The sequence below is a fragment of the Rhizobium sp. CC-YZS058 genome (genome assembly GCF_034720595.1).
Lineage (GTDB): Bacteria > Pseudomonadota > Alphaproteobacteria > Rhizobiales > Rhizobiaceae > Ferranicluibacter.
In genome coordinates this window covers 1,831,496-1,852,448 of the sequence record NZ_JAYESJ010000001.1, presented here as the reverse complement: position 1 = coordinate 1,852,448, position 20,953 = coordinate 1,831,496, and the positions used below count along the sequence as shown (strand labels likewise).

The window sequence follows — 20,953 nt, the reverse complement described above, 5'->3', positions numbered from 1 at the left end:
GGTCGGTTCTAAGAAGTCGGCTCACCGCCGGATCGCCTGACCCCTTCCCGGCCCTCCTGTGCGGGCCGGGTTCGGTTTCCGATGCCCGCCTCAGAACGGAATATCGTCATCCAGGTCGCGCGAGAAGCCGCCGGAGGCGCCGCCCGATGCGCCGCCCGAGCGGCCGCCGCCGGAGGACTGGGCGGGACGGTCGTAGTCGTCGCCATAATTGCCGCCGCCACCACCGCCGCCGCCGAAGTCGGAGCCGCCGCGGGCACCGCCGCCGCCGCCGTCACGCCCGTCGAGCATGGTCAGTGTCGAGTTGAAGCCCTGCAGCACGACTTCGGTCGAGTACCGGTCGTTGCCGGTCTGGTCCTGCCATTTGCGGGTCTGCAGCGCGCCCTCGATATAGAGCTTGGCGCCCTTTTTCACATATTGCTCGACGACCTTGCACAGACCTTCGTTGAAGACGACGATCGTGTGCCACTCGGTCTTTTCGCGGCGTTCGCCCGAATTGCGGTCGCGCCAGGTCTCGGAGGTGGCGAGGCGGATATTGGCGATCGGTCGGCCGTCCTGGGTGCGGCGGATTTCCGGATCCGCACCGACATTGCCAACCAGGATCACCTTGTTCACACTTCCGGCCATGTTCTCTTCCTTGTCTATTGTGCGGCGGGTCGATTTCTGCGGCGGGCCGCCACTCATGGGTGGCGCGCAGTGTAGCGAGGCGGGTCAGCAAATGCGCCTCTCTTCGCCCCTCCATCCACAGCTTCGCAGGCCCCTCGCCTTCGTTCTTTTTTTGTTCTAATAGTTGCGGCGATCGTCGTCAACCGAGTCGCGGGCGGGCGGAGCTTTCTTCGCGCAGTTCGCCTCGACATGCCGTGCAGCATGATTACATACGAGACCAGACACGCGCCGGCTCCGGCCGCGGCTGCTCCTTCGAGCCTGTCGCAGCTCCCGTCGGCCTTTCCGAGACACGCCCTTCCGAGATTGAAGCGATGAGCGACCTGAAAACCATTTCGATCCGCGGCGCGCGGGAGCACAATCTGAAGGGCGTCGATCTCGACCTGCCCCGCAATTCGCTGATCGTGATGACCGGGCTTTCCGGCTCGGGCAAATCGTCGCTCGCCTTCGACACCATCTATGCCGAAGGGCAGCGCCGCTATGTCGAGAGCCTGTCGGCCTATGCGCGCCAGTTTCTGGAGATGATGCAGAAGCCGGATGTCGACCAGATCGACGGCCTCTCGCCGGCGATCTCGATCGAGCAGAAGACCACGTCGAAGAACCCGCGCTCCACCGTCGGCACGGTGACCGAGATCTACGACTATATGCGCCTGCTGTTCGCGCGCGTCGGCATCCCCTATTCGCCGGCGACCGGTCTGCCGATCGAAAGCCAGACCGTCAGCCAGATGGTCGACCGGGTGCTCGCGCTCGAGGAGGGCACGCGCCTCTATATCCTCGCGCCGATGATCCGCGGCCGGAAGGGCGAGTACAAGAAAGAGCTTGCCGAGCTGATGAAGAAGGGCTTTCAGCGCGTCAAGGTCGACGGGCAGTTCTACGAGATCGCCGAGGTTCCGGCGCTCGACAAGAAGTACAAGCACGATATCGATGTGGTGGTCGATCGCCTGGTGGTGCGCGGAGACATTGCGGCGCGGCTGGCGGACAGCCTGGAGACCTGCCTTCGGCTGGCGGATGGGCTGGCAGTGGCGGAGTTCGCGGACAAGCCCCTGCCCGAGAGCGAGACCTCGGCCGGCGGCTCTGCCAACAAGTCGCTGAACGAGACGCATGAGCGCGTGCTGTTTTCGGAAAAATTCGCCTGCCCGGTGTCCGGTTTCACGATCTCGGAGATCGAGCCGCGGCTCTTCTCCTTCAACAATCCCTTCGGCGCCTGCCCGACCTGCGACGGTCTCGGGAGCCACCAGAAGATCGATGCGGCGCTGATCGTGCCTGAGCCGGACAAGACGCTGAAGGCCGGAGTGATCGCTCCCTGGGCCAAATCCTCCTCGCCCTATTACAACCAGACGCTGGAGGCGCTGGGGAAGGCCTATGGCTTCAAGCTGACCTCCAAATGGACGGAGCTGAGCGAGGCGGCGCAGAAAGCGATCCTGCACGGGACGGAGGAAAAAATCCTCTTCCACTATGCCGACGGCGCCCGCTCCTACGACACGACCAAGACCTTCGAAGGCATCATCCCCAATCTGGAACGCCGGTGGAAGGAAACCGAGTCGGCCTGGGCGCGCGAGGAGATCGAGCGCTACATGTCGGCCGCCCCCTGCCCGGCGTGCAAAGGTTACCGGCTGAAGCCGGAGGCGCTGGCGGTGAAGATCGACAGGCTGCAGATCGGCCAGGTGAGCGAGATGTCGATCCGCGTGGCGCGCGACTGGTTCGAAGCGCTGCCCGCCAAGCTGACCGACAAGCAGAACGAGATCGCTGTCCGCATCCTGAAGGAAATCCGCGACCGGCTGCGCTTCCTCAACGATGTCGGGCTCGATTATCTCAGCCTCTCGCGCAATTCCGGCACGCTGTCGGGCGGAGAGAGCCAGCGGATCCGGCTGGCCTCGCAGATCGGCTCGGGCCTCACCGGCGTGCTCTACGTGCTCGACGAACCATCGATCGGCCTGCACCAGCGCGACAATGCCCGCCTGCTCGACACGCTGCGTCATCTTCGCGATATCGGCAACACGGTCATCGTCGTGGAACACGACGAGGATGCGATCCTGACGGCCGATTACGTGGTCGATATCGGCCCGGCGGCCGGCGTCCATGGCGGCCGCGTCGTCGCCTCCGGCGCGCCGCAGGAGATCATCGCGCACCCGACCTCGCTCACCGGCAAATATCTCTCTGGCGAGCTTTCCGTTGCCGTGCCGTCCGAACGGCGCAAGCCGAAGAAGAAAAAGGAGCTGACGGTCGTCGGCGCGCGGGCGAACAATCTGAAGAATGTGACGGCGTCGATCCCGCTCGGCGTCTTAACCGCCGTCACCGGTGTTTCCGGCGGAGGCAAGTCGACCTTCCTGATCGAGACGCTCTACCGCGCGGCTGCGCGGCGGATCATGGGCGCGCGCGAAATCCCGGCCGAGCACGACCGGATCGACGGGTTCGAGCACATCGACAAGGTGATCGACATCGACCAGTCGCCGATCGGCCGCACACCGCGCTCGAACCCGGCCACCTATACCGGCGCCTTCACGCCGATCCGCGACTGGTTCGCCGGCCTGCCGGAAGCCAAGGCGCGCGGCTATCAGCCCGGCCGCTTTTCCTTCAACGTCAAGGGCGGGCGCTGCGAGGCCTGCCAGGGCGACGGCGTCATCAAGATCGAGATGCACTTCCTGCCGGATGTCTACGTGACCTGCGATGTCTGCCACGGCAAGCGCTACAATCGCGAAACGTTGGACGTGACCTTCAAGGGCAAGTCGATCGCAGACGTGCTTGACATGACGGTGGAGGAAGGCGTCGAGTTCTTCGCCGCAGTTCCCGCCGTGCGTGACAAGCTGGCAACGCTGAACGAAGTCGGCCTCGGCTATATCAAGGTCGGACAGCAGGCGAACACGCTTTCGGGCGGCGAGGCGCAGCGCGTGAAACTGGCGAAGGAGCTTTCCAAGCGCTCCACCGGGCGCACGCTCTACATTCTCGACGAGCCCACCACCGGTCTACATTTCCACGATGTCGCCAAGCTGCTCGAGCTGCTGCACGAACTCGTGAACCAGGGCAATACGGTTGTGGTGATCGAGCACAACCTGGAAGTCATCAAGACAGCCGACTGGATCCTCGACTTCGGCCCCGAGGGCGGCGATGGCGGCGGTCAGGTCGTGGCCGAGGGCACGCCGGAGCAGATCGTCAAGATCGAGGCGTCCCACACGGGCCATTTCCTGAAGGAACTGCTGGAGCGCCGCCCGATGCGAAAGCAGGAGGCGGCGGAGTAGAGGTTACCAGAGGATCTCGATCGGGAACTCGGCGAAGGCTGGATCGATGGTTATGAGGGTTAGATCTTCGGCATGGGCTTGCGCAGCGAGAATGCGATCAAACGGATCGCGGTGGGTCATTCGGAACTGCCCCGCTCGAATGGCGTGGTGCATGGTGAAAGGCAACGGAGTAAAGCGCTCTGCCGCCAGCAGATCGTCGAAATGCTCCACCAGCTGATCGACCTCAGGCCACTTGCCGAGCCGGTTCTTCCTTGCAATCTCGAAGGCCGAAACAGCGCTGACAAAGATCTCGTTGCTCCGCTCCGCGATAGTTGTGTGTGCTCTCCTGCCCAGCTCGTTGACATCCATTAGCCACCAAACGAGGGCGTGTGTGTCCAGAAGATATCTCACTGGCCATTGTCGTAGGGAAATGAATATTTACCCTCCCACGCCTCGATCTCTTCTTCGGACATGGGTTCAAGGAACAAGTCGCGAGGGAATCGGTCGCGAAGATGGGCGAGGGAACCGGCGCGGCGGGGGCCTTGCTTGGCGGCATCGCCGTCGATCTCACCTTCCACTTTCTGTTCGAGACGGAGATGCCCCAAACTACCAGAGGCACGCCGAGCACTGCCTAGGCTCTGCACCGGCTCCGCGACGGGGACGATGCGGAACGCGGTGTTGGTCTCACGAGTAATAAGAATCACTTCGCCGGCCTGCGCTCGGTCGAGGAGACTCTCCAAGTCAGCCTTTGCCTGGCGAAGCGATATTATGGTCATCGGCACATCCGGACATTGGGATAAGCCAGTCAAAGACGACCAGAGCTGCAACAAAGAGAGGACAGCCCTATGACGAAATCTGGCACCATACGCGTCGGCATTGGCGGCTGGACCTTCGAGCCTTGGGACGGCACCTTCTATCCGGATGGCCTGGCGAAGAAGCGGCAGCTGGAACACGCATCCCGAGCGCTGCGCGTCATCGAGGTCAACGGGACCTATTACAGCACGCAGAAGCCGGAAACCTTCGCCAAATGGGCGTCCGAGATCCCCGACGACTTCCTCTTCACCCTGAAGGCCAGCCGCTATGCCACCAACAAGAAGGTGCTGGGTGATGCGCTGTCCTCGATCGAGCGGTTCGTGGACCAGGGTATAGCCGAGCTCGGGGGCGGACTGGGGCCGATCCTCTGGCAGTTCATGCCGACGAAGAAGTTCGACAGGACGGACTTTGCCGCCTTCCTCGCCCTGCTGCCGCGCGCTGTGGATGGTCTTACGCTGCGCCACGCCGTGGAAGTCCGGCATGAGAGCTTCATGGTCCCGGACTTCATCGCTCTCTTGCGCGACCACAATGTCGCGCTCGTCTGTGCCGACCACGCAGAGTATCCGATGATCGCCGATGTCACCGCCGATTTTGCCTATGTCCGCCTGCAGACGGGGCGGGACGACGTTGCGACCTGCTATGAAGAGGAGCGTCTCCACCTCTGGGCCGAACGGCTGCGCAGCGTGGCGGCCGGCGGCGTGGCGGGTGATCTGCCGCTGCTGGCCGATCCTTTAAAGACCGCGCCGCGGGATGTGTTCGCCTTCTTCATCACCGAAGGCAAGGTCAACGCGCCTCAGGGGGCGCAGGCGTTGCAGGCGCGGATCGACAAGTCGTAGAGCAACCCCCGCCCGTCACTCGTCGAGGCGCGGCAAAGGGGCGATCGCGCGCAAGAGATCCTCGGCGGTCATGCCCTCGCCTGCCCGCACCGCCGCCTCTCCATGGCGCCAGACGGCGCTGGCCGCGGCATCGAAGGGTGGCATGGACTGCGCCAGGTGGGCCCCGACAAGGCCGGCCAGCACATCGCCCGTGCCGGCCGTTGCCAGCCAGGGCGGCGCATTGCTGTTGATCGCCACCCGTCCGTCCGGTGCCGCGATCACCGTGTCGGCCCCCTTCAGGACGATGACGGCATTTGCGCGGCGGGCGGCCTGAAAAGCGCGGTCGATCTTGGACAGCGACTCGTCGCCGGCAAGATCCGGGAAGAGGCGGGAGAACTCGCCGTCATGCGGAGTAAGGACAAGGCGAAGTTCGCCGCTGAAGGCGTTGAAAAGGATCTCCGGCGCCTCCTTGAAGGCCGACAGCCCGTCGGCGTCGAGAACAAGCCGCCGCCCCTCCCTTGCCACGAGAGCGGTGAAGGCGCGTGCCCTGTCGGCATTGCCCAGCCCGGGACCGATCACCAGCGCATTGTAGCGCGCATCGGACAGCAGCGCGGCAAACGCCTCCTCCCCGTCGGCCGGCTTCAGCATGACCGCCGTCAGATGGGTGGCGAGCACCAGCAGCGCGTTGCGCGGCGCGGCCATCGACACCAGCCCTGCCCCGCCCGCCAGCCCCGCCGTCGCCGACATGCGGGCCGCGCCGCTCGACACCGGTCCGCCCGAGCAGACGAGGAGATGGCCGCGACGGTATTTGTGCGCCGAAGGATCGAGCGCCTTGACGGCGTCCCGCCAGAGCAAAGGGCCATTCGCGAAGATGGGGCTCGCATGCGCAGCCACGATCCGCCGCGGGATGCCGATCTCGGCGACCTCCAGCGCGCCGCACAGGGTGCGACCCGGAAGGAGAAGATGGCCCGGCTTGCGGCTGACGAAGGTGACCGTGCGGTCCGCCTCGAAGGCCGCCCCCAAGACGGCGCCGCTGCGCCCGTCGACGCCGGAGGGAAGGTCGATCGCCAGAACCGGCAGTCTGGCATGCTGGACCGCCTCGATCACGCGTTGCACCGCCTCCGGCACGGAGCGGGTCAGCCCGGCGCCGAACAGCGCGTCGATCACGACATCGCCCGGCTGCGGCTGATACTCGGCAAGCGCTGCAGCATCCATGGCCGCATCCTCTGCCGCGGTCTTCGCATCCCCCTTCAACCCCTCGACAGGGTAAAGCGCATACACCGCGACAGCGGCGCCCGCCTGCGCAAGAACACGCGCGGCCACCCATCCATCGCCGCCATTGTTGCCGGGTCCCGCCAGCACGACGAAGCGCAGCGCCTGCGGAAAATGGGCGAGCGCAGTGGCCGCGACCGCATGCCCGGCCGCGCGCATCAGGCCATAGGAAGAAAGGCCGGAGCGCGCCGCGGCGCGATCGATCTCGGCCATGGCAGCGGGTGTAATCAAGGCTTCGGGAAGACGATGGGGCATGGTCTCAGAGGATGGCATCGCGGTGGCCGATATCAAGGGCGGCGGGAGAAGTTCTGTTGACTGTTTCTAATGCATTTGCATATATTTGGCGCTCAAATATCATGCTGATGACTGACGATTCCGTATCGCGTTCCATAAATCGCCGTAAACCGTGCCGTTTTCACAAGAAATAGGCACAGTCCACCGGTGGTGGCTCCGAAACCCGACGCGGCATTCCGGTCGCCGGCCCCGCGCAGTTTGTGCTGTGACTGGCGAAACATGGCATGCTACATGCATATGGTGGGCAGCGGGGATCAGCCCGCCACAACGGGAGAAGCGGAGAGTCATTTTCTCATGAAAAAGATCGAAGCGATCATCAAGCCTTTCAAGCTGGACGAGGTCAAGGAAGCCCTGCAGGATGTGGGCCTTCAGGGCATCACCGTCACGGAAGCGAAGGGCTTCGGACGTCAAAAGGGGCATACCGAACTCTATCGCGGCGCCGAATATGTCGTCGACTTCCTGCCGAAGGTGAAGGTGGAGGTCGTGCTGGCCGACGAGAATGCCGAAGCGGTCATCGAAGCCATCCGCAACGCCGCGCAGACCGGCCGGATCGGCGACGGCAAGATTTTCGTTTCCAACGTCGAAGAAGTGATCCGGATTCGCACGGGCGAAACCGGGGTCGACGCCATCTGAATTCCCTCGCCACTCTGCGTGGCGAATTAACGCGTCACAAAGAAGGACATGTCCGACATGACGACTGCCAACGACATTCTCAAGCAGATCAAGGACGACGACGTAAAGTTCGTCGACCTGCGCTTCACCGATCCGAAGGGCAAGCTGCAGCATGTGACGATGGACGTCACGGCGGTCGACGAGGACATGTTCACCGACGGCGTCATGTTCGACGGCTCCTCGATCGGCGGCTGGAAGGCCATCAACGAGTCCGACATGGTGCTGATGCCCGATCCGGAGTCGGTGCATATGGACCCGTTCTTCGCCCAGTCGACCATGGTCGTCGTCTGCGACATTCTCGATCCGGTCTCCGGCGAGGCCTACAACCGCGATCCGCGCGGCACGGCCAAGAAGGCCGAGGCCTATCTCAAGTCCTCCGGTATCGGCGATACGGTCTATGTCGGCCCGGAGCCGGAATTCTTCGTGTTCGACGACGTCAAGTACAAGGCCGATCCCTACAACACCGGCTTCAAGCTCGACTCGAACGAACTGCCGTCCAACGACGACACCGACTATGAGACCGGCAATATGGGCCATCGTCCGCGCGTCAAGGGCGGCTATTTCCCGGTTCCGCCGATCGACAGCTGCCAGGACATGCGCTCGGAAATGCTGACCGTGCTCAAGGAAATGGGCGTGACGGTCGAGAAGCAGCACCATGAGGTGGCGGCCGCCCAGCACGAGCTCGGCGTGAAGTTCGACACGCTGGTGCGCAGCGCCGACCAGATCCAGATCTACAAATATGTCGTGCACCAGGTTGCCAATGCCTATGGCAAGACCGCGACCTTCATGCCGAAGCCGATCTTCGGCGACAACGGCTCGGGCATGCATGTGCACCAGTCGATCTGGCGCGACGGAAAGCCGACCTTTGCCGGCGACGAATATGCCGGTCTGTCGGAAAACTGCCTGTACTACATCGGCGGCATCATTCGCCACGCCAAGGCGATCAACGCCTTCACCAACCCGACGACCAATTCCTACAAGCGCCTGGTGCCGGGCTATGAAGCGCCGGTGCTGCTCGCCTATTCGGCGCGCAACCGCTCGGCCTCCTGCCGTATTCCCTTCGGCTCGGGCCCGAAGTCGAAGCGCGTCGAGGTCCGCTTCCCCGATCCGCTCGCCAACCCTTATCTCGGCTTCGCCTCGATGCTGATGGCCGGTCTCGATGGCATCAAGAACAAGATCCATCCCGGCAAGGCCATGGACAAGGATCTCTACGATCTGCCCGCCAAGGAGCTGAAGAAGATCCCGACCGTGTGCGGCAGCTTGCGTGAAGCGCTCGACAATCTCGATCGCGACCGCAAGTTCCTGACCGCCGGCGGCGTCTTCGACGACGACCAGATCGATGCCTATATCGAGCTGAAGATGGCGGAAGTCATGCGCTTCGAAATGACCCCGCATCCGGTCGAGTTCGACATGTACTATTCGGCCTGATCGGCTGTTCATCCTTCGACTTGGAAAGCCGGCGCCAGCGCCGGCTTTTTTGTTGCCCGGCGAAATCTCGGCCTTGTCATGAAAGTGACGGATTGACGCGCGGGTGATGGAACCAGACGGCGTCGCAAGTCTTGATCTGTCGATGGAAATTCCCACATATCCGGGGAAAGGACGACAGCCATGATGAAACAGAGAGACGCAAAGTTTTCAATCGGTCAGGTGGTTCGCCACAAGGTGTTTCCATTCCGCGGGGTCGTGTTCGACGTGGACGCGGAATATGCCAACACCGAGGAATGGTGGAACTCGATCCCTGCTGAAGTTCGCCCGAGCCGCGACCAGCCCTTTTATCATCTGCTGGCCGAAAACGACGAAACCGAATATGTCGCCTATGTCTCGGAGCAGAATCTGATCCCGGACGCGACCGGCACGCCGCTCCGCCATAGCCAGGTCGAGACCTTCTTCGATCCGGAAACCGTGGGACAGTACAAGCCGAAGGCCGTGGTCACCCACTGACGGCGCCCTGCGCGGTGAGCGGATATGAAAAAGCCCGGGACGGACCGACCGTACCCGGGCTTCTTCGTTCTGATATCAGGCGATCCGCTCAGTTCTGCTTGGCAGCCTTCTGGGCTTCTTCCAGCTTCTTGCGCGCTTCCTCGGCCTTCTTCTGCATTTCTTCCTGCAGCAGGCGCTGGCGCTCCTGCAGCTTCGACTGCTCGATCGGCTGGCCGTCGAACACGCCGGTAAAGCCCTCGAGCGACATCTTGATCGGGTTCGGCGCGCGCTGGAAGTTGATCGAGGTGAACACCACCTCGCCGCCCTTCTTCAGGCTGGCGATCATCGCGTCCGTCAGCGGCGCTTCGGCGACGCATTTGTCGGGCATGCAGACGCCATAATCGAGCTTCATCGGCTTGCCGCCATCGATCTGCACCTGAACGCCGGCCGGGATCAGGCGGGCAGAGGGGACGGAGACCTGGATGATCTTGCGGTTCACCTTGCCCTGGACGCTGATCAGGCCTGCGGCGGTGATCAACTGGCCATTACCGGCGGTCAGCAGGTTCTGGACGATGCAGACATCGTTGTCTTCCTGCTTGGTGCAGACCTTGAACCAGCCCTGCGGCGGGCGCTGGCCGGCAGCAGCCTGCTGCGCGAAGGACGCGGACGGCAGAGCGGCGACAGCAACGGCGCCGGCAAAGGCCGAAACCACGGCCTTTTTCATACGGGTGGGCTTGAAGGTCATAACGTGTTCCGTCTCCTCAAAGATCGTGATCGGTGGATGCGGCGGGCGCCGCGGGTCCCCTTGTCAGCCGCCGCTGCTCTGTTCAGCAAATGAGGCATTTGCATGACTCCTGCGCGACCCGGCCCCCGCCAGTTCTGCAGGTCTGTTACAATGTCAAGGCGACGATATCCAGCCTCCCCGCTTCATTTTGACGAATGTCCGTGCAGCAGAGGCGGCTTTTGGCGCGCTGTGATTGCAGCGCCTGCGTCGAAGCCGCTTTTTAGCGATCGGCTGTTTCATTCGAAGCACATCATGTTAATTTGCCGGGAATCACGACGACCGATTTAGGAGAACAGCTTGCGCGCACTGGTTCTAGGGCTCGCCCTTCTTGCCGCGGCGATCGCCCCACGCGGCGCCTCGGCCGATCCCGTCCACGCCATCGCCATGCATGGCGCCCCTGCTTTGCCGGCCGATTTTAAGGCCTTTCCCTATGTCAATCCCGCGGCGAAGAAGGGTGGCCATGTCGCCTACGGCGTCGTCGGGACCTTCGACAACTTGAACCCCTTTATCCTCAAAAGCATGCGCACCACCGCGCGCGGCATGCTGGACCCGGAATATGGGAACCTGGTCTATGACAGCCTGATGAGCCGGTCGCGCGACGAGCCCTTCTCGCTCTATGGCTTGCTCGCCGAAACGGTGGAATGGGACGAAGACCGCACCTTCATCCAGTTCAATCTGAACCCGAAAGCCAAATGGGCCGACGGGCAGCCGGTGACGCCGGAGGATGTGATCTTCACCTTCGAGCTGTTCCGCGACAAGGGGCGCGTCCCGTTCTCGACCCGGCTGGACAAGGTTTCCAAGATGGAGAAGGTGGGGGAGCGCAGTGTCCGCTTCACCTTCAACGAAAAGAGCGACCGGGAGTTTCCGCTGCTGATCGCCATGACGCCGATCCTGCCGAAGCATGCGACCAAGGTCGACACCTTCGATCAGACGACGCTCGAATTTCCGCTCGGCTCCGGCCCTTACCGCGTCAAGTCGGTCTCGACCGGGCAGCGGATCGTCTACCAGCGCAACCCGGACTATTGGGCCAAGGACCTGCCGTCCAAGGTCGGCATGGACAATTACGACGAAATCTCCGTCGAGTATTTCCTGCAGGATTCGACGCTGTTCGAGGCGTTCAAGAAGGGCGAGATCGATCTCTATCCGGAAGGAAGCCCGACACGCTGGTCGCGCAGCTACACCTTCCCGGCGGTCTCCTCCGGCGAGGTCATCAAGGACACGTTCACGCCCAAGACCCCGTCCGGCATGCTGGGCTTCGTCTTCAACCTCCGCCGCCCGATCTTCCAGGACATGAAGCTGCGGCAGGGTCTGGCGCTGGTCTTCGATTTCGAATGGGCCAACAAGAACCTGTTCGACAATGCCTATACCCGGACGCAGAGCTTCTGGCAGAACTCGACGCTCTCCTATCTCGGCAATCCCGCCGACGACCGCGAACTGGCGCTGCTCGGCGATATCCGGAACCGGATCAACCCCGCCATTCTCGACGGCAGCTACCGCCTGCCGGTCACCGACGCCTCGGGGAGAGATCGCAACGTCCTGCGCGAGGCGGTGACCCTGCTGCGCGAGGCGGGTTACTCGATCAAGGACGGCAAGATGGTCTCGGCCGAAGGCCGTCCTCTGAGCTTCGAGATCATGACGCAGAACGACAGCCAGGAGAAGATGGCGCTCGCCTATCAGCGTTCGCTTGCCGCGCTCGGCGTAGAAGCCAATGTGCGCACGGTCGACGACAGCCAGTACCAGCAGCGCAGCCAGTCCTTCGACTATGATGTGATCATCAAATCCTATCCCTCGTCGCTTTCTCCTGGCATCGAGCAGGTGGGGCGTTGGTCGTCGGTCTCCCGCGACCGTCCGGGCAGCGACAATTTTGCCGGCGTTGCGGACAAGGATGTCGACACGCTGGTCAACGCCATTCTCCAGGCGCGCACCATCGAGGATTTCACAGCCGCGGTGCGGGCGCACGACCGGCTGCTGGTCTCCAACACCTTTCTCGTGCCGCTCTACCATGTGCCCGCCCAGTGGGTGGCCCGGCACAAGCGGATCGGGCGACCGAGCACGGTCCCGCTCTACGGCTATTCCCTCAGCACATGGTGGGACCAGAGCGTTCAATAGGAGTGAAAACGTGCAGCATATCTCGATCGACGTCGTGTCGGACGTCGTCTGTCCCTGGTGCTATCTGGGCAAGGCGCGTCTGGACAAGGCCATCGACGCGCTGAGCGCAACGGTGTTCGTCACCGTCAACTGGCGCCCCTACCAACTGAACCCCGATCTACCTGCGGAAGGCGTCGATCACAAGGCACATCTGGCTTCGAAGCTCGGTGGGCAGGAGGCGGTGGACCGCGCGCATGCCATGCTGAGCGGTCTCGGACGCGAAGAGGGTCTCACCTTCGATTTCGATGCCGTGACGATCTCGCCCAATACGCTGGACGCCCATCGCCTGATCCGCTGGGCGGCCGCCGAAGGGGGCGATGTGCAGACGAAGGTCGTCGACGCCTTGTTCGAAGCGAATTTCAGCGAAGGCCGCAATGTCGGCGACCGGGACACCCTGCTCGCCATCGCGGGCGAAAGCGGCCTCGACCGCGCGGTCATCGCGGCGTTGTTTGCTTCCGACGCGGACCGCGAAGCCGTTCAGCAGGAGATCGCCATGGCACGCGAAATGGGCGTGACTGGCGTTCCCTGCTTCATCATCGACGAGCGCTACGCCGTCATGGGCGCGCAGACGGTCGATGTCCTCACCGACGCGCTGCGCGACATTGCCGCCATGAAAACCGGGTCAGGCCTCAACTGATTGCCAAAGCCGCACAGGATAAGCCGGTGGCGCAAGCCGCCGGCTTCGTCACTTCGGTTCGACTTTAGCGGCGCGGACCGCGAGCCACGCGCTCGATCTCCTCGCGCACCAGCCGCTCGACGAGCGTCGGCAGGTTGTCGTCCAGCCATTCCTGCAGCATGGGCCTCAGCATGTCCTCGGCGATTTCGTCGAAGGAGCGGCGCGGCCCCTGGTCGACGGCCATGGCGAGGTCTGTGAAGGCGCGTGACACCTGCTCGCTGACCGCGGCCGAGACGATCGCAGGCATCGGCCGCTCGCCGGCGCGCGTCGGCGAGGCGGCGTGATCGGCCGCAACTGGGGTCGGCGTGTCGCTGGCGGGGGCGCTCTCGACGATCGCGACCGGCTCCAGAGGCTTCTCTTCGCGGACGGCATCCGCGACGGGGGCGACGACCGGCTCTTGCTTGGAGAGCTCCTCCGCACGAATGGCCTTCGGCACGGGCGCCACTGGAGCCGATTGAGCCGGCTGGACCGCATCGCGCAGGATCGCCGGCGGCTCGGACCGCGCTGCGGCAACCGGTTCGGGGCGACCCATCTGACGGTCGGATGCTGCGCGAACGCGAGCGGCCACATCGGCAAGCGAAAGCGGCGGCGGAACGATCGGCGTCTGCGCACTCACGCGCGGCGCGGGCTCGGCCGACCGGTCCGGCTGCGACAGGAACTGAGGTGCGGCGTCCGGCTCGCCGGAATGGGTGGAAACGCCGAGAGCAGCGACCTGCTCGGCCTCGAATTCGGCCGCCAGCATCTCTTCGTCGATGGTCAACTCGATCTCTTCGAGATCTTCTTCGCCATAGGGACGGTCGCTGCGATAGGTGCCGGCGTCGTTGGCAGGCTGGCCAGGGCCCACCGTGTCGTTGCTTTCGATGATCCGGCGGATGGAGGCGAGAATCTCGTCCATCGACGGTTCACGCGCTAGGTTCGACTGGGCCATGATTGTCCTCGCTTCTGCCGCACCGCCGCCAGCGGGCGTCTACTCTGATTGGCCGAGCCTAGGCGCATTTGCACGCTTTCGGAACCGACCGAATCAACCAGAGGCGATGATGCACAGTTTTCTTAACGCCGTCACCTCGCCGCCTTCGGGCTGCGAGCAAGCCCTGGTCGGCGCTCGACTTTCTGCCTGCCAGGCAGCGTCAGCGTCCATCCACCGTGCGCAGCCCGAACCATTTGTCCTGCACGGCCTCGTAGTGGATTTCGGGACGATATTCGGCGACCTGAAGGTTCTGGCCCGTCACGGTCAGCGCGCCCATGGCAGCGAGCAGCGAATAGCTGGCGACGACGGCGTTGCGCTGCGACGAAGCAAGGCTTTCCTTGGCGATCAGCACGCTCTGCTGCGCGTCGAGCACGTCGAGCGTGGTGCGCTGACCGACCTTGCGCTCCTCGATCACGCCGTTCAGCGCCTGCGTCGCGGCGCGGATCTGCTGCTTGTTGGCGGAGATCGCCGCGACCGCCGCCTCGTACTGGGCATAGGCGCTGACGACGGTTTGCTGCACCTCGGCCCGCGCGGAGTCGACGAGGATACGCTGCTGGCCGAGCCGCTCCTTGGCCTGGCGAATCTGGCCATATTCGGCGCCACCCTGGTAGATCGGAATTTCAAGCCGCGCCGTGATCGTGCCCTGCACGCTGTTCGGCCGGTCGGTGTCGCTTGTCTCGCGCGAGACATTGCCCTGGATCGTCACGCCGGGCAGCATGGTGCCTTCCGCCTGCTTCACCCGGTAGCCTGCCGCATCGACATTGTACTGGGCGGCGAAGATGCTCGGATTGTCCCGCAGCCCGGTTGCGACGGCGAGATCAAGCGTGCGCGGCATGCCGATCTTGGCCGGCACCGGCTGCTTCACATCGCGCGGCGCATCGCCGACGATCTGCACATAGGCCGCCTCGCTCTGCTTGAGCTGCGACACGGCATTGACCAGCAGAGCCTGCGCGCTGGCAAGCTCGGCCTCGGCCTGGCTGACGTCGGTGCGCGTGCCCTCGCCCGCCTGCAGCCGCGAATCCGCCGCGTTCAGCTGTTCTTTCAGGAACGCCAGGTTCTGCCGACGAATGGCCACAACCTGCTGGTCGCGGGCGATATTGGCATAGGCTTCGGCAGCGCTCAGAAGGATCGAGATCTCGTTGGCACGCAGCTGCGCGCGACCGGAGAAGACGATCGATTCGTTGGCGCGCACATTGTTGAGGGTCTGGAAGCCGTCGAAGATTCGCTGCGTGATGGTGATGCCGGCGGAGCCGGTGCTGTAGCTCTCCCTTCGTGGCGAGCCGTCAGAATCGATCACCTGCGTGGTGCGCAGGATCTGCGCGCCGACCTGCGGGCGGTATCCGGATTTCGCGATCGGCACGCCTTCGTCTGCGGCGCGCAGCGCGGCACGGGCCGCGTTCAGGTCAGGATTGTTCGCATAGGCCTTTGCCAGGGCGTCGCTCAAAGTCTCAGCCGATGCAAGAGCCGGGAATACAAGGGCAAAGGCCACTGCTGTCATCAATCGCTTGCTGCGAAGCATCGGGTGATCGCCCTGAGTTTGCGTCCGACTTCGGTCATCCGTCCCTTGCGCATCACGCAGGGGGAACTCGCCGAATCCGGCTCTTATGATAGCCACCACTTTCACGTATCATGGTTAATAACCTATTGATCAGGCGCCTGAACAGCGTGCAGCGCAACGATCCAAAAGGAGTCCGAGACGATAATTCAGCTGTCGCCGACGAACTAGAATACAAATTCCTTGGCGAGCCGGAAGCCCGGAAGCGCCTTGACGGCGGTGTTGAAGCCAAGACGCTCCGACGTGCGAGCCCCTTCGCGCAGGAACAGCTTGGCGCGCGAGGCATTGCCGTAGCCGACCACGGCCACCAGGCGTCCGCCATCCTTCAATTGGTCAAGCAGACCCGGCGGAACGGTTTCGACGGCACCGTGGATGAAGATGACATCGAAGGGCGCCAGCTTCGGGCAGCCGGCCTCGAGCGGGCCGGTCACGACGGTGACGGTGGAGAGCCCCAGCGACGCCAACGTGTCTTTCGCCGTGGCGGCAAGCGCGTCATCGCTCTCCAGCGCAACAACCTGGGTCGCGATATGGGCGAGGAGAGCCGCGCCATAGCCCGTTCCGCTGCCGATCTCGAGTACGCTGTCGCTTTTGGCGATCTCGGCAAACTGCAGGAGCTTGGCGAGCGGCGACGGCTCCATCAGGTAGCGGCCACCCTCGGCGTCCGAGAGGGCGATGTCGGTGTCGATATAGGCGAGCGCCTTCTTGCGCTCTGGGACGAAAGCTTCACGCGGCACGGAAAGGAAGGCGGAAAGCACCGAATGCGACGTCACATCGGTCGTCCGGATCTGATTGTCGACCATCTTGGTCCGCGCTGCCTGAAAATCCATCGCCCTGCCTCTTCGGAACATGCTGCCCTCCGGCATGGGGGTCTCGACCGAGACGCTCGCACATGCGGAAAGTCCTAAGCTTGCTCTTAAATGCCCGTCACACGCCTTTCAAGCGGGAATCCATGGGCGACGCGCAAGCGGACAGTCTGTGGCATCACCGCATCGGTTGGGCTTCCAGGCCGACCAGACCGATCTTCGTATATCCGGCCTGCTGGATCAGGTTCATCATTCCCATCAATTGCTCATAGGCGACACTCTTGTCGGCCCGCAGAAGAACACGCGTTTCCTTGGCTCCGTTCGTCATCGCGTCGAGCGCGCTCGCGAAACCCTCGCGTGCGACCGCGTCATTGCCGAGCGTCAGGCTGAGATCGGCCTTCAAGGTGACGAAGACGGGCTTGTCGTCGCGCGGGCTTGGCTGGGCGGCGGATTGGGGCAGATCGACCTTGGTGTCGACGGTCGCCAAGGGCGCGGCGACCATGAAGATGATCAGCAGCACCAGCATGACATCGATGAAGGGGGTGACGTTGATCTCGCTGTTTTCCTCAAGATCGCCGCCTTTGTCGCCGAGACGCGTCGCCATGTCAGCGGCTCCTCGCCAGGCCCGCCTCGGCGGCGGGTGCCGCGCCGCGGCGCGCCAGACGCAGATCGAGATCGCGGCTCAAAAGGCGCTCCACTGCCGATGAAGCATCGGCCAGAACGGCGCGATAGCCGATGATCGAGCGGGCGAAGATGTTGTAGATGACGACGGCGGGGATGGCGGCGACGAGGCCGATGGCGGTGGCGAGCAGCGCCTCGGCAATCCCTGGCGCCACGATGGCGAGGTTGGTGGTCTGCGACCGGCTGATCCCGATGAAGCTGTTCATGATGCCCCAGACGGTGCCGAACAGGCCGACGAAGGGGGAAATGGAGCCGATCGTCGCAAGGAGGCCCGTCCCGACAGCGATCCTCCGTCCGGCGGCCGCCTCGATGCGGGCGAGCCGCGAGGCAACCCGTTCCTTCACGCCCTGCCCCGGAACGAGGTCGATCACCATCTCGGACCGCGTCACCTCTTCCCGCGCTGCGGCCAGCATTGCCGCCGCCGGTCCCGCCAGATCCTCGCCTCTAGACGCATCGGCCAGGCCCGCGGCGGCCACGAGACGATCGACGGCCCTGCGCGCGCGCCGCTTGGCCGCACTAAGTTCCAGCGTCTTGCCGATCAGGATCGCCCAGGTCGCGACCGAAGCCAGCGCAAGCGCGCCCATCACGCCCTTCACGACGTAATCTGCCGCGAGGAACATTCCGATCGGAGAGAGATCGTGCGGCAGGCCGGAGGCAGCGGTCGCGCCAGGCTGTGCGTCCCCAGCCGGCCGAGGACCATCTCCCGCTGCTGCGGCTTCATCGGGAACAGGGCCGCTCGGGGCCATGGCAGTTGGCGGCGGATTGCCGCTGCCGTCCGCCTGCTGGGCCGCGGCTGGACCAGCTGCAACCAGGGCCAGCAGAAGGCAGGCAGCAGGAGCAAGGCGACGCGGCGAGCGGCAGAGGACGGACAGGCGCATGCAAATCTCCATCATTCCCGCAGCCATGAAAGGGCGGCGGTGTGCGTACGAAGCGACATAGGACAGCACGCCCGGCCCTGGCAAGATTACTGGAGGAAAAAGATCATGTTTATTGCGGAGCCGCGTCGCTCTCTTCGTCGGGTTCGAACCGATCCTGCCGCCAGTCATAGGTCCTGTGCCGCTGCCAGGGGCGGTTGAGCGGGCCGAAGCTGGCGTCCATGCGATAGCCTCGCGCTGCGCCCGGATCAGGGAAGAGCATGACGGCGCCGCTGCGCCTCAAACTTGCGGCGGTGAAGAGCAATGCACCGCTTCGACACCCGGGAAAGCGCGGGCTGGAGCCGGTGACCACGATGGCTGCCACATCGCAGGCGAAACCCACGAGACGCACATCCTCGACGGTCATCAGCAGGTCGCCCGATCGAAGGCGCGCGGCACACCATTGTCGCGGCACGCAGGTGAAGACCCCCTCCTCCGCAGCGCCGGCAAGCGCATCGCGCTTCTGCTTGATCCCGTCCTTATCCCCAGGCGGCGGAAGACGGCCACCCGGATGCGGACGCGGCGGCAGCAGGAAGTCAGGAAGCGTGAGGTCCTCACGCTCCTTCGGCGCCCGATGCGGCGGCAGGCGCAGCGCCCTCTGCCACTGGTCATAGATGAAGGCCGGCGGACGCGCGCGATTGCTGGCCGTCGCCCCTCGCGCCTCCAGCGCCACGAGCCGACCATCTTCCGCGATGATGACGGCCGGAGCGGGCAGCGGTGTCAGCGCGGCGATGACGAGACCGATGGCAATCAAGAGAAGACCGGACACGGCGAGCGGCGTGCGGAAGACGCAGGCAAGACAGCCGCCGAGTGCGATCAGCAGGAAGGCCATCGCAGGGATCTGGCCCGTGATGATCTGCCCACCGAGCCCCGCAACGAAGCGGGCCGCGGCAAGCATGGCCTCCACGCTCCAGCCGAAGAGAAACAAAGCCGGAGAATCGAGACCGAGCGGCATGAGCAGCATGGTGAGCAGCGCCGATGGCATGATGACCGTGCCGATCAGCGGCATGACCAGCAGGTTTCCGAGCAAGCCATAGGCCGGAAGCCGGTTGAAATGCGCCGCCGCATAGATGAGGGTCGAGATGCCGCCGATGACGGCGCTCAGGACAAGTCCGGAAAAAGCGGTCAGGCCCGTCTGCGCCCAGGCAGGCAGCACGGCGGAGCGCTCCCGCCGCGCCTGGATATCGCGCCAGCGGGCATAGAGCGCGACAAGCGCCAGCGTTGCCGAAAAGGACATCTGGAACCCGGGTCCTGCCACTGCGGAGGGCTGAACCGCAAGGATGAGAAGCGCGGCCAAGGCGATGTTCCGCAGCGTGATTGACGGTCGATCCAGAAAGACGGCGATCAGCATCAACCCGATCATGACATAGGACCGGACGGCCGAAACGGCGCCGCCCGACATCAGCAGGTAGAGCGTGACAAGCAGGAGGGCGCCGCTGGCGGCGATCTTCTTGATGGCGACTCGGTGCGCAAGGCCCGGCAGCGTGGCGAGAAGGAGGCGCAGCCCGATCAGCAAGGTCCCGGCCGCCAGCACCATGTTCATGCCGGAGATCGCGAGCACGTGGCCGAGGCCCGACAGCCGCAGCGCCTCGACGGTCTCCTCGCTGATCGCCCGCTCCTCGCCGGTGACCAGCGCCGCCGCCACCGCGCCGGCATCCCCGCCGATCGTGGTGCGAATGCGCGCGCCGACCAATTCCCGGACTTGTGAGAGCGCAGTGAACGTACGATCGGGAAGACCGACCGACTGCGTCTCGTCCGGCAGAACCTCCAGCCGACCATAGGCGTAGCCGACCGCACCCTGCCCGCGAAAATAGGCGTCGAAGGCAAAGTCGTTCAGGCCGGGCAGCGCCGGCCCGGACGGCGGCGCAAGCCGAAGCCGGCCGCGCACACGGCGCCCCACCTCCACAGGCTCCGCAACGCCGCGGACGAGAAGGCTGATGAGCCTTGGCGGACGGCGCAGATGCGGGGCGCTCGTGTGATCGATCCGAACAGTGTAGCGAAAGCGTTCCTCGCCCGCGACCTCGCGCGACATGACGCGCCCCGTCACGGTCGTCGTCACCGCACTGTCGAGGAGGATCGTGTCGGCACGGCCGGTCTCGACCGCCGCCGCCATCATGCCGAACAGACCAGCCGAAGCGAGGGCGATCACGCATGGTCCCAGCCCGCCGGCATGGCGAACGCGACATGCCGCTACGGCAAAAATGCATGTCAGCACTGCAAGAAATGCAAAATGAGGGGGTCTGGGCATCTGGAACCAGAGGAGAGCCCCCAGCCCCATCGCCACCGGCAGGAGGAGAAAGAGATGACCGAAGGCGCGCTCCTCGGCCATCCACTGCGGGATCGACCGCCGGAGGGCGGGAAGGGCCACGCCGGGCCGACCTCTAGGTCTTGCGGCCGCAGCCGGATCGCCACGCAACAAAGGGGGTGGAATGACCGCCTCCGCCCGCGGCTCCTCCCCCTCGCGCAAGGCTGCGCGCTCGCCGAGCGTGCTCACGAGCGGCCTTCCGTGCACCCCTGTTTGCGGCTTATCCCGCCCCATCCGCTCCGACCTGCCGAACGAGGCGCAACTGTGACAAAAATTAGACGACCCTACAATTCGTCGGGGCTGCCCAGTAATTAGGCAATCGCGACGCGCTTCGCGTCGCTGTCGCGGTGCATAGCGGACAGGTTCTTGCTTTTACTGAAGAATTAAGGTCTGCTCGTCATACTCGCCCTGCCGCTGTGCGCTGCAGCATCTGCCTTTCGTTCAGCTTGGCAGTCTTGG

General features: G+C 64.2%; 18 protein-coding genes. 7 read left to right on the top strand and 11 right to left on the bottom strand.

The window, feature by feature from the left end; all coding sequences use genetic code 11:
- Positions 1 to 90: 90 nt before the first annotated feature.
- Positions 91 to 624 carry a single-stranded DNA-binding protein gene (locus U8330_RS08745; RefSeq protein WP_323104829.1) on the bottom strand — a complete coding sequence of 178 codons (534 nt, stop codon included), beginning with the start codon at positions 622 to 624 and terminating at the stop codon, positions 91 to 93.
- A 350-nt stretch (positions 625 to 974) separates the two neighbouring features.
- On the opposite strand from U8330_RS08745, the gene uvrA reads away from it, so the two are divergent.
- Positions 975 to 3,896, top strand: a complete 2,922-nt coding sequence (gene uvrA, locus U8330_RS08740; RefSeq protein WP_323104828.1) for an excinuclease ABC subunit UvrA — start codon at positions 975 to 977, stop codon at positions 3,894 to 3,896.
- Between the two features lie 3 nt (positions 3,897 to 3,899).
- Here the strand turns inward: uvrA and U8330_RS08735 are convergent, their stop codons facing one another.
- Together U8330_RS08735 and U8330_RS08730 are read right to left on the bottom strand one after the other, a co-directional pair.
- The gene (locus U8330_RS08735) at positions 3,900 to 4,286 is read right to left on the bottom strand and encodes a type II toxin-antitoxin system VapC family toxin (RefSeq protein WP_323104827.1); all 387 of its coding nucleotides are present in this window, start codon (positions 4,284 to 4,286) and stop codon (positions 3,900 to 3,902) included.
- Positions 4,283 to 4,651: a type II toxin-antitoxin system prevent-host-death family antitoxin gene (locus tag U8330_RS08730; protein WP_323104826.1), complete on the bottom strand. Its 369-nt coding sequence runs from the start codon at positions 4,649 to 4,651 to the stop codon at positions 4,283 to 4,285. Before U8330_RS08730 ends, U8330_RS08735 begins: the two co-directional genes overlap by 4 nt.
- 69 nt (positions 4,652 to 4,720) lie before the next feature.
- On the opposite strand from U8330_RS08730, the gene U8330_RS08725 reads away from it, so the two are divergent.
- Positions 4,721 to 5,524, top strand: coding sequence for a DUF72 domain-containing protein (locus tag U8330_RS08725; RefSeq protein WP_323104825.1), 804 nt, complete (start codon positions 4,721 to 4,723; stop codon positions 5,522 to 5,524).
- Positions 5,525 to 5,539: 15 nt separating this feature from the next.
- On the opposite strand, the gene U8330_RS08720 is transcribed toward U8330_RS08725, so the two are convergent.
- Entirely contained in the window at positions 5,540 to 7,030 is a 1,491-nt protein-coding gene (locus tag U8330_RS08720; protein ID WP_323104824.1) for an NAD(P)H-hydrate dehydratase, read from the bottom strand.
- A 333-nt stretch (positions 7,031 to 7,363) separates the two neighbouring features.
- Between U8330_RS08720 and U8330_RS08715 the strand changes: the two genes are divergently transcribed.
- The 3 genes from U8330_RS08715 (at position 7,364) to hspQ (ending at position 9,682) form a co-directional block, all read left to right on the top strand.
- On the top strand, positions 7,364 to 7,702 hold the full coding sequence (locus U8330_RS08715; RefSeq protein ID WP_323104823.1) for a P-II family nitrogen regulator: 339 nt from the start codon (positions 7,364 to 7,366) through the stop codon (positions 7,700 to 7,702).
- Between the two features lie 57 nt (positions 7,703 to 7,759).
- Positions 7,760 to 9,169, top strand: a complete 1,410-nt coding sequence (glnA, locus tag U8330_RS08710; protein ID WP_323104822.1) for a type I glutamate--ammonia ligase — start codon at positions 7,760 to 7,762, stop codon at positions 9,167 to 9,169.
- Positions 9,170 to 9,352: 183 nt separating this feature from the next.
- Positions 9,353 to 9,682, top strand: coding sequence for a heat shock protein HspQ (gene hspQ, locus U8330_RS08705; RefSeq protein WP_323107238.1), 330 nt, complete (start codon positions 9,353 to 9,355; stop codon positions 9,680 to 9,682).
- Between the two features lie 88 nt (positions 9,683 to 9,770).
- Here the strand turns inward: hspQ and U8330_RS08700 are convergent, their stop codons facing one another.
- Positions 9,771 to 10,406 (bottom strand): invasion associated locus B family protein, encoded by a 636-nt coding sequence (locus U8330_RS08700; RefSeq protein WP_323104821.1) that lies wholly within the window; start codon positions 10,404 to 10,406, stop codon positions 9,771 to 9,773.
- A gap of 336 nt (positions 10,407 to 10,742) precedes the next feature.
- Between U8330_RS08700 and U8330_RS08695 the strand changes: the two genes are divergently transcribed.
- The gene (locus U8330_RS08695) at positions 10,743 to 12,554 is read left to right on the top strand and encodes an extracellular solute-binding protein (RefSeq protein WP_323104820.1); all 1,812 of its coding nucleotides are present in this window, start codon (positions 10,743 to 10,745) and stop codon (positions 12,552 to 12,554) included.
- 10 nt (positions 12,555 to 12,564) lie between these two features.
- Entirely contained in the window at positions 12,565 to 13,230 is a 666-nt protein-coding gene (locus U8330_RS08690) for a DsbA family oxidoreductase (RefSeq protein WP_323104819.1), read from the top strand.
- A gap of 64 nt (positions 13,231 to 13,294) precedes the next feature.
- On the opposite strand, the gene U8330_RS08685 is transcribed toward U8330_RS08690, so the two are convergent.
- The 6 genes from U8330_RS08685 to U8330_RS08660 form a co-directional block, all read right to left on the bottom strand.
- Entirely contained in the window at positions 13,295 to 14,197 is a 903-nt protein-coding gene (locus U8330_RS08685; protein ID WP_323104817.1) for a DUF2497 domain-containing protein, read from the bottom strand.
- A gap of 199 nt (positions 14,198 to 14,396) precedes the next feature.
- Complete coding sequence (locus U8330_RS08680) at positions 14,397 to 15,755, bottom strand: TolC family outer membrane protein (protein WP_416236835.1); 1,359 nt, start codon at positions 15,753 to 15,755, stop codon at positions 14,397 to 14,399.
- Positions 15,756 to 15,958: 203 nt separating this feature from the next.
- On the bottom strand, positions 15,959 to 16,618 hold the full coding sequence (locus U8330_RS08675) for a protein-L-isoaspartate O-methyltransferase (protein ID WP_323104814.1): 660 nt from the start codon (positions 16,616 to 16,618) through the stop codon (positions 15,959 to 15,961).
- A 154-nt stretch (positions 16,619 to 16,772) separates the two neighbouring features.
- On the bottom strand, positions 16,773 to 17,198 hold the full coding sequence (exbD, locus tag U8330_RS08670) for a TonB system transport protein ExbD (protein ID WP_323104813.1): 426 nt from the start codon (positions 17,196 to 17,198) through the stop codon (positions 16,773 to 16,775).
- A gap of 1 nt (position 17,199) precedes the next feature.
- Positions 17,200 to 18,153: a tonB-system energizer ExbB gene (gene exbB, locus U8330_RS08665; RefSeq protein WP_323104811.1), complete on the bottom strand. Its 954-nt coding sequence runs from the start codon at positions 18,151 to 18,153 to the stop codon at positions 17,200 to 17,202.
- Between the two features lie 109 nt (positions 18,154 to 18,262).
- The gene (locus U8330_RS08660; RefSeq protein WP_323104810.1) at positions 18,263 to 20,683 is read right to left on the bottom strand and encodes a ComEC/Rec2 family competence protein; all 2,421 of its coding nucleotides are present in this window, start codon (positions 20,681 to 20,683) and stop codon (positions 18,263 to 18,265) included.
- Between the last annotated feature and the right edge of the window lie 270 nt (positions 20,684 to 20,953).

Bases quoted from the DNA above. Each gene is read 5' to 3' on its own strand.
- U8330_RS08745 (WP_323104829.1), bottom strand. From the start codon at position 624: ATGGCCGGAAGTGTGAACAAGGTGATCCTGGTTGGCAATGTCGGTGCG.
- uvrA (WP_323104828.1), top strand. From the start codon at position 975: ATGAGCGACCTGAAAACCATTTCGATCCGCGGCGCGCGGGAGCACAAT.
- U8330_RS08730 (WP_323104826.1), bottom strand. From the start codon at position 4,651: ATGACCATAATATCGCTTCGCCAGGCAAAGGCTGACTTGGAGAGTCTC.
- U8330_RS08725 (WP_323104825.1), top strand. From the start codon at position 4,721: ATGACGAAATCTGGCACCATACGCGTCGGCATTGGCGGCTGGACCTTC.
- U8330_RS08720 (WP_323104824.1), bottom strand. From the start codon at position 7,030: ATGCCCCATCGTCTTCCCGAAGCCTTGATTACACCCGCTGCCATGGCC.
- U8330_RS08715 (WP_323104823.1), top strand. From the start codon at position 7,364: ATGAAAAAGATCGAAGCGATCATCAAGCCTTTCAAGCTGGACGAGGTC.
- glnA (WP_323104822.1), top strand. From the start codon at position 7,760: ATGACGACTGCCAACGACATTCTCAAGCAGATCAAGGACGACGACGTA.
- hspQ (WP_323107238.1), top strand. From the start codon at position 9,353: ATGAAACAGAGAGACGCAAAGTTTTCAATCGGTCAGGTGGTTCGCCAC.
- U8330_RS08700 (WP_323104821.1), bottom strand. From the start codon at position 10,406: ATGACCTTCAAGCCCACCCGTATGAAAAAGGCCGTGGTTTCGGCCTTT.
- U8330_RS08685 (WP_323104817.1), bottom strand. From the start codon at position 14,197: ATGGCCCAGTCGAACCTAGCGCGTGAACCGTCGATGGACGAGATTCTC.
- U8330_RS08680 (WP_416236835.1), bottom strand. From the start codon at position 15,755: ATGCTTCGCAGCAAGCGATTGATGACAGCAGTGGCCTTTGCCCTTGTA.
- U8330_RS08675 (WP_323104814.1), bottom strand. From the start codon at position 16,618: ATGGATTTTCAGGCAGCGCGGACCAAGATGGTCGACAATCAGATCCGG.
- exbD (WP_323104813.1), bottom strand. From the start codon at position 17,198: ATGGCGACGCGTCTCGGCGACAAAGGCGGCGATCTTGAGGAAAACAGC.
- exbB (WP_323104811.1), bottom strand. From the start codon at position 18,153: ATGCGCCTGTCCGTCCTCTGCCGCTCGCCGCGTCGCCTTGCTCCTGCT.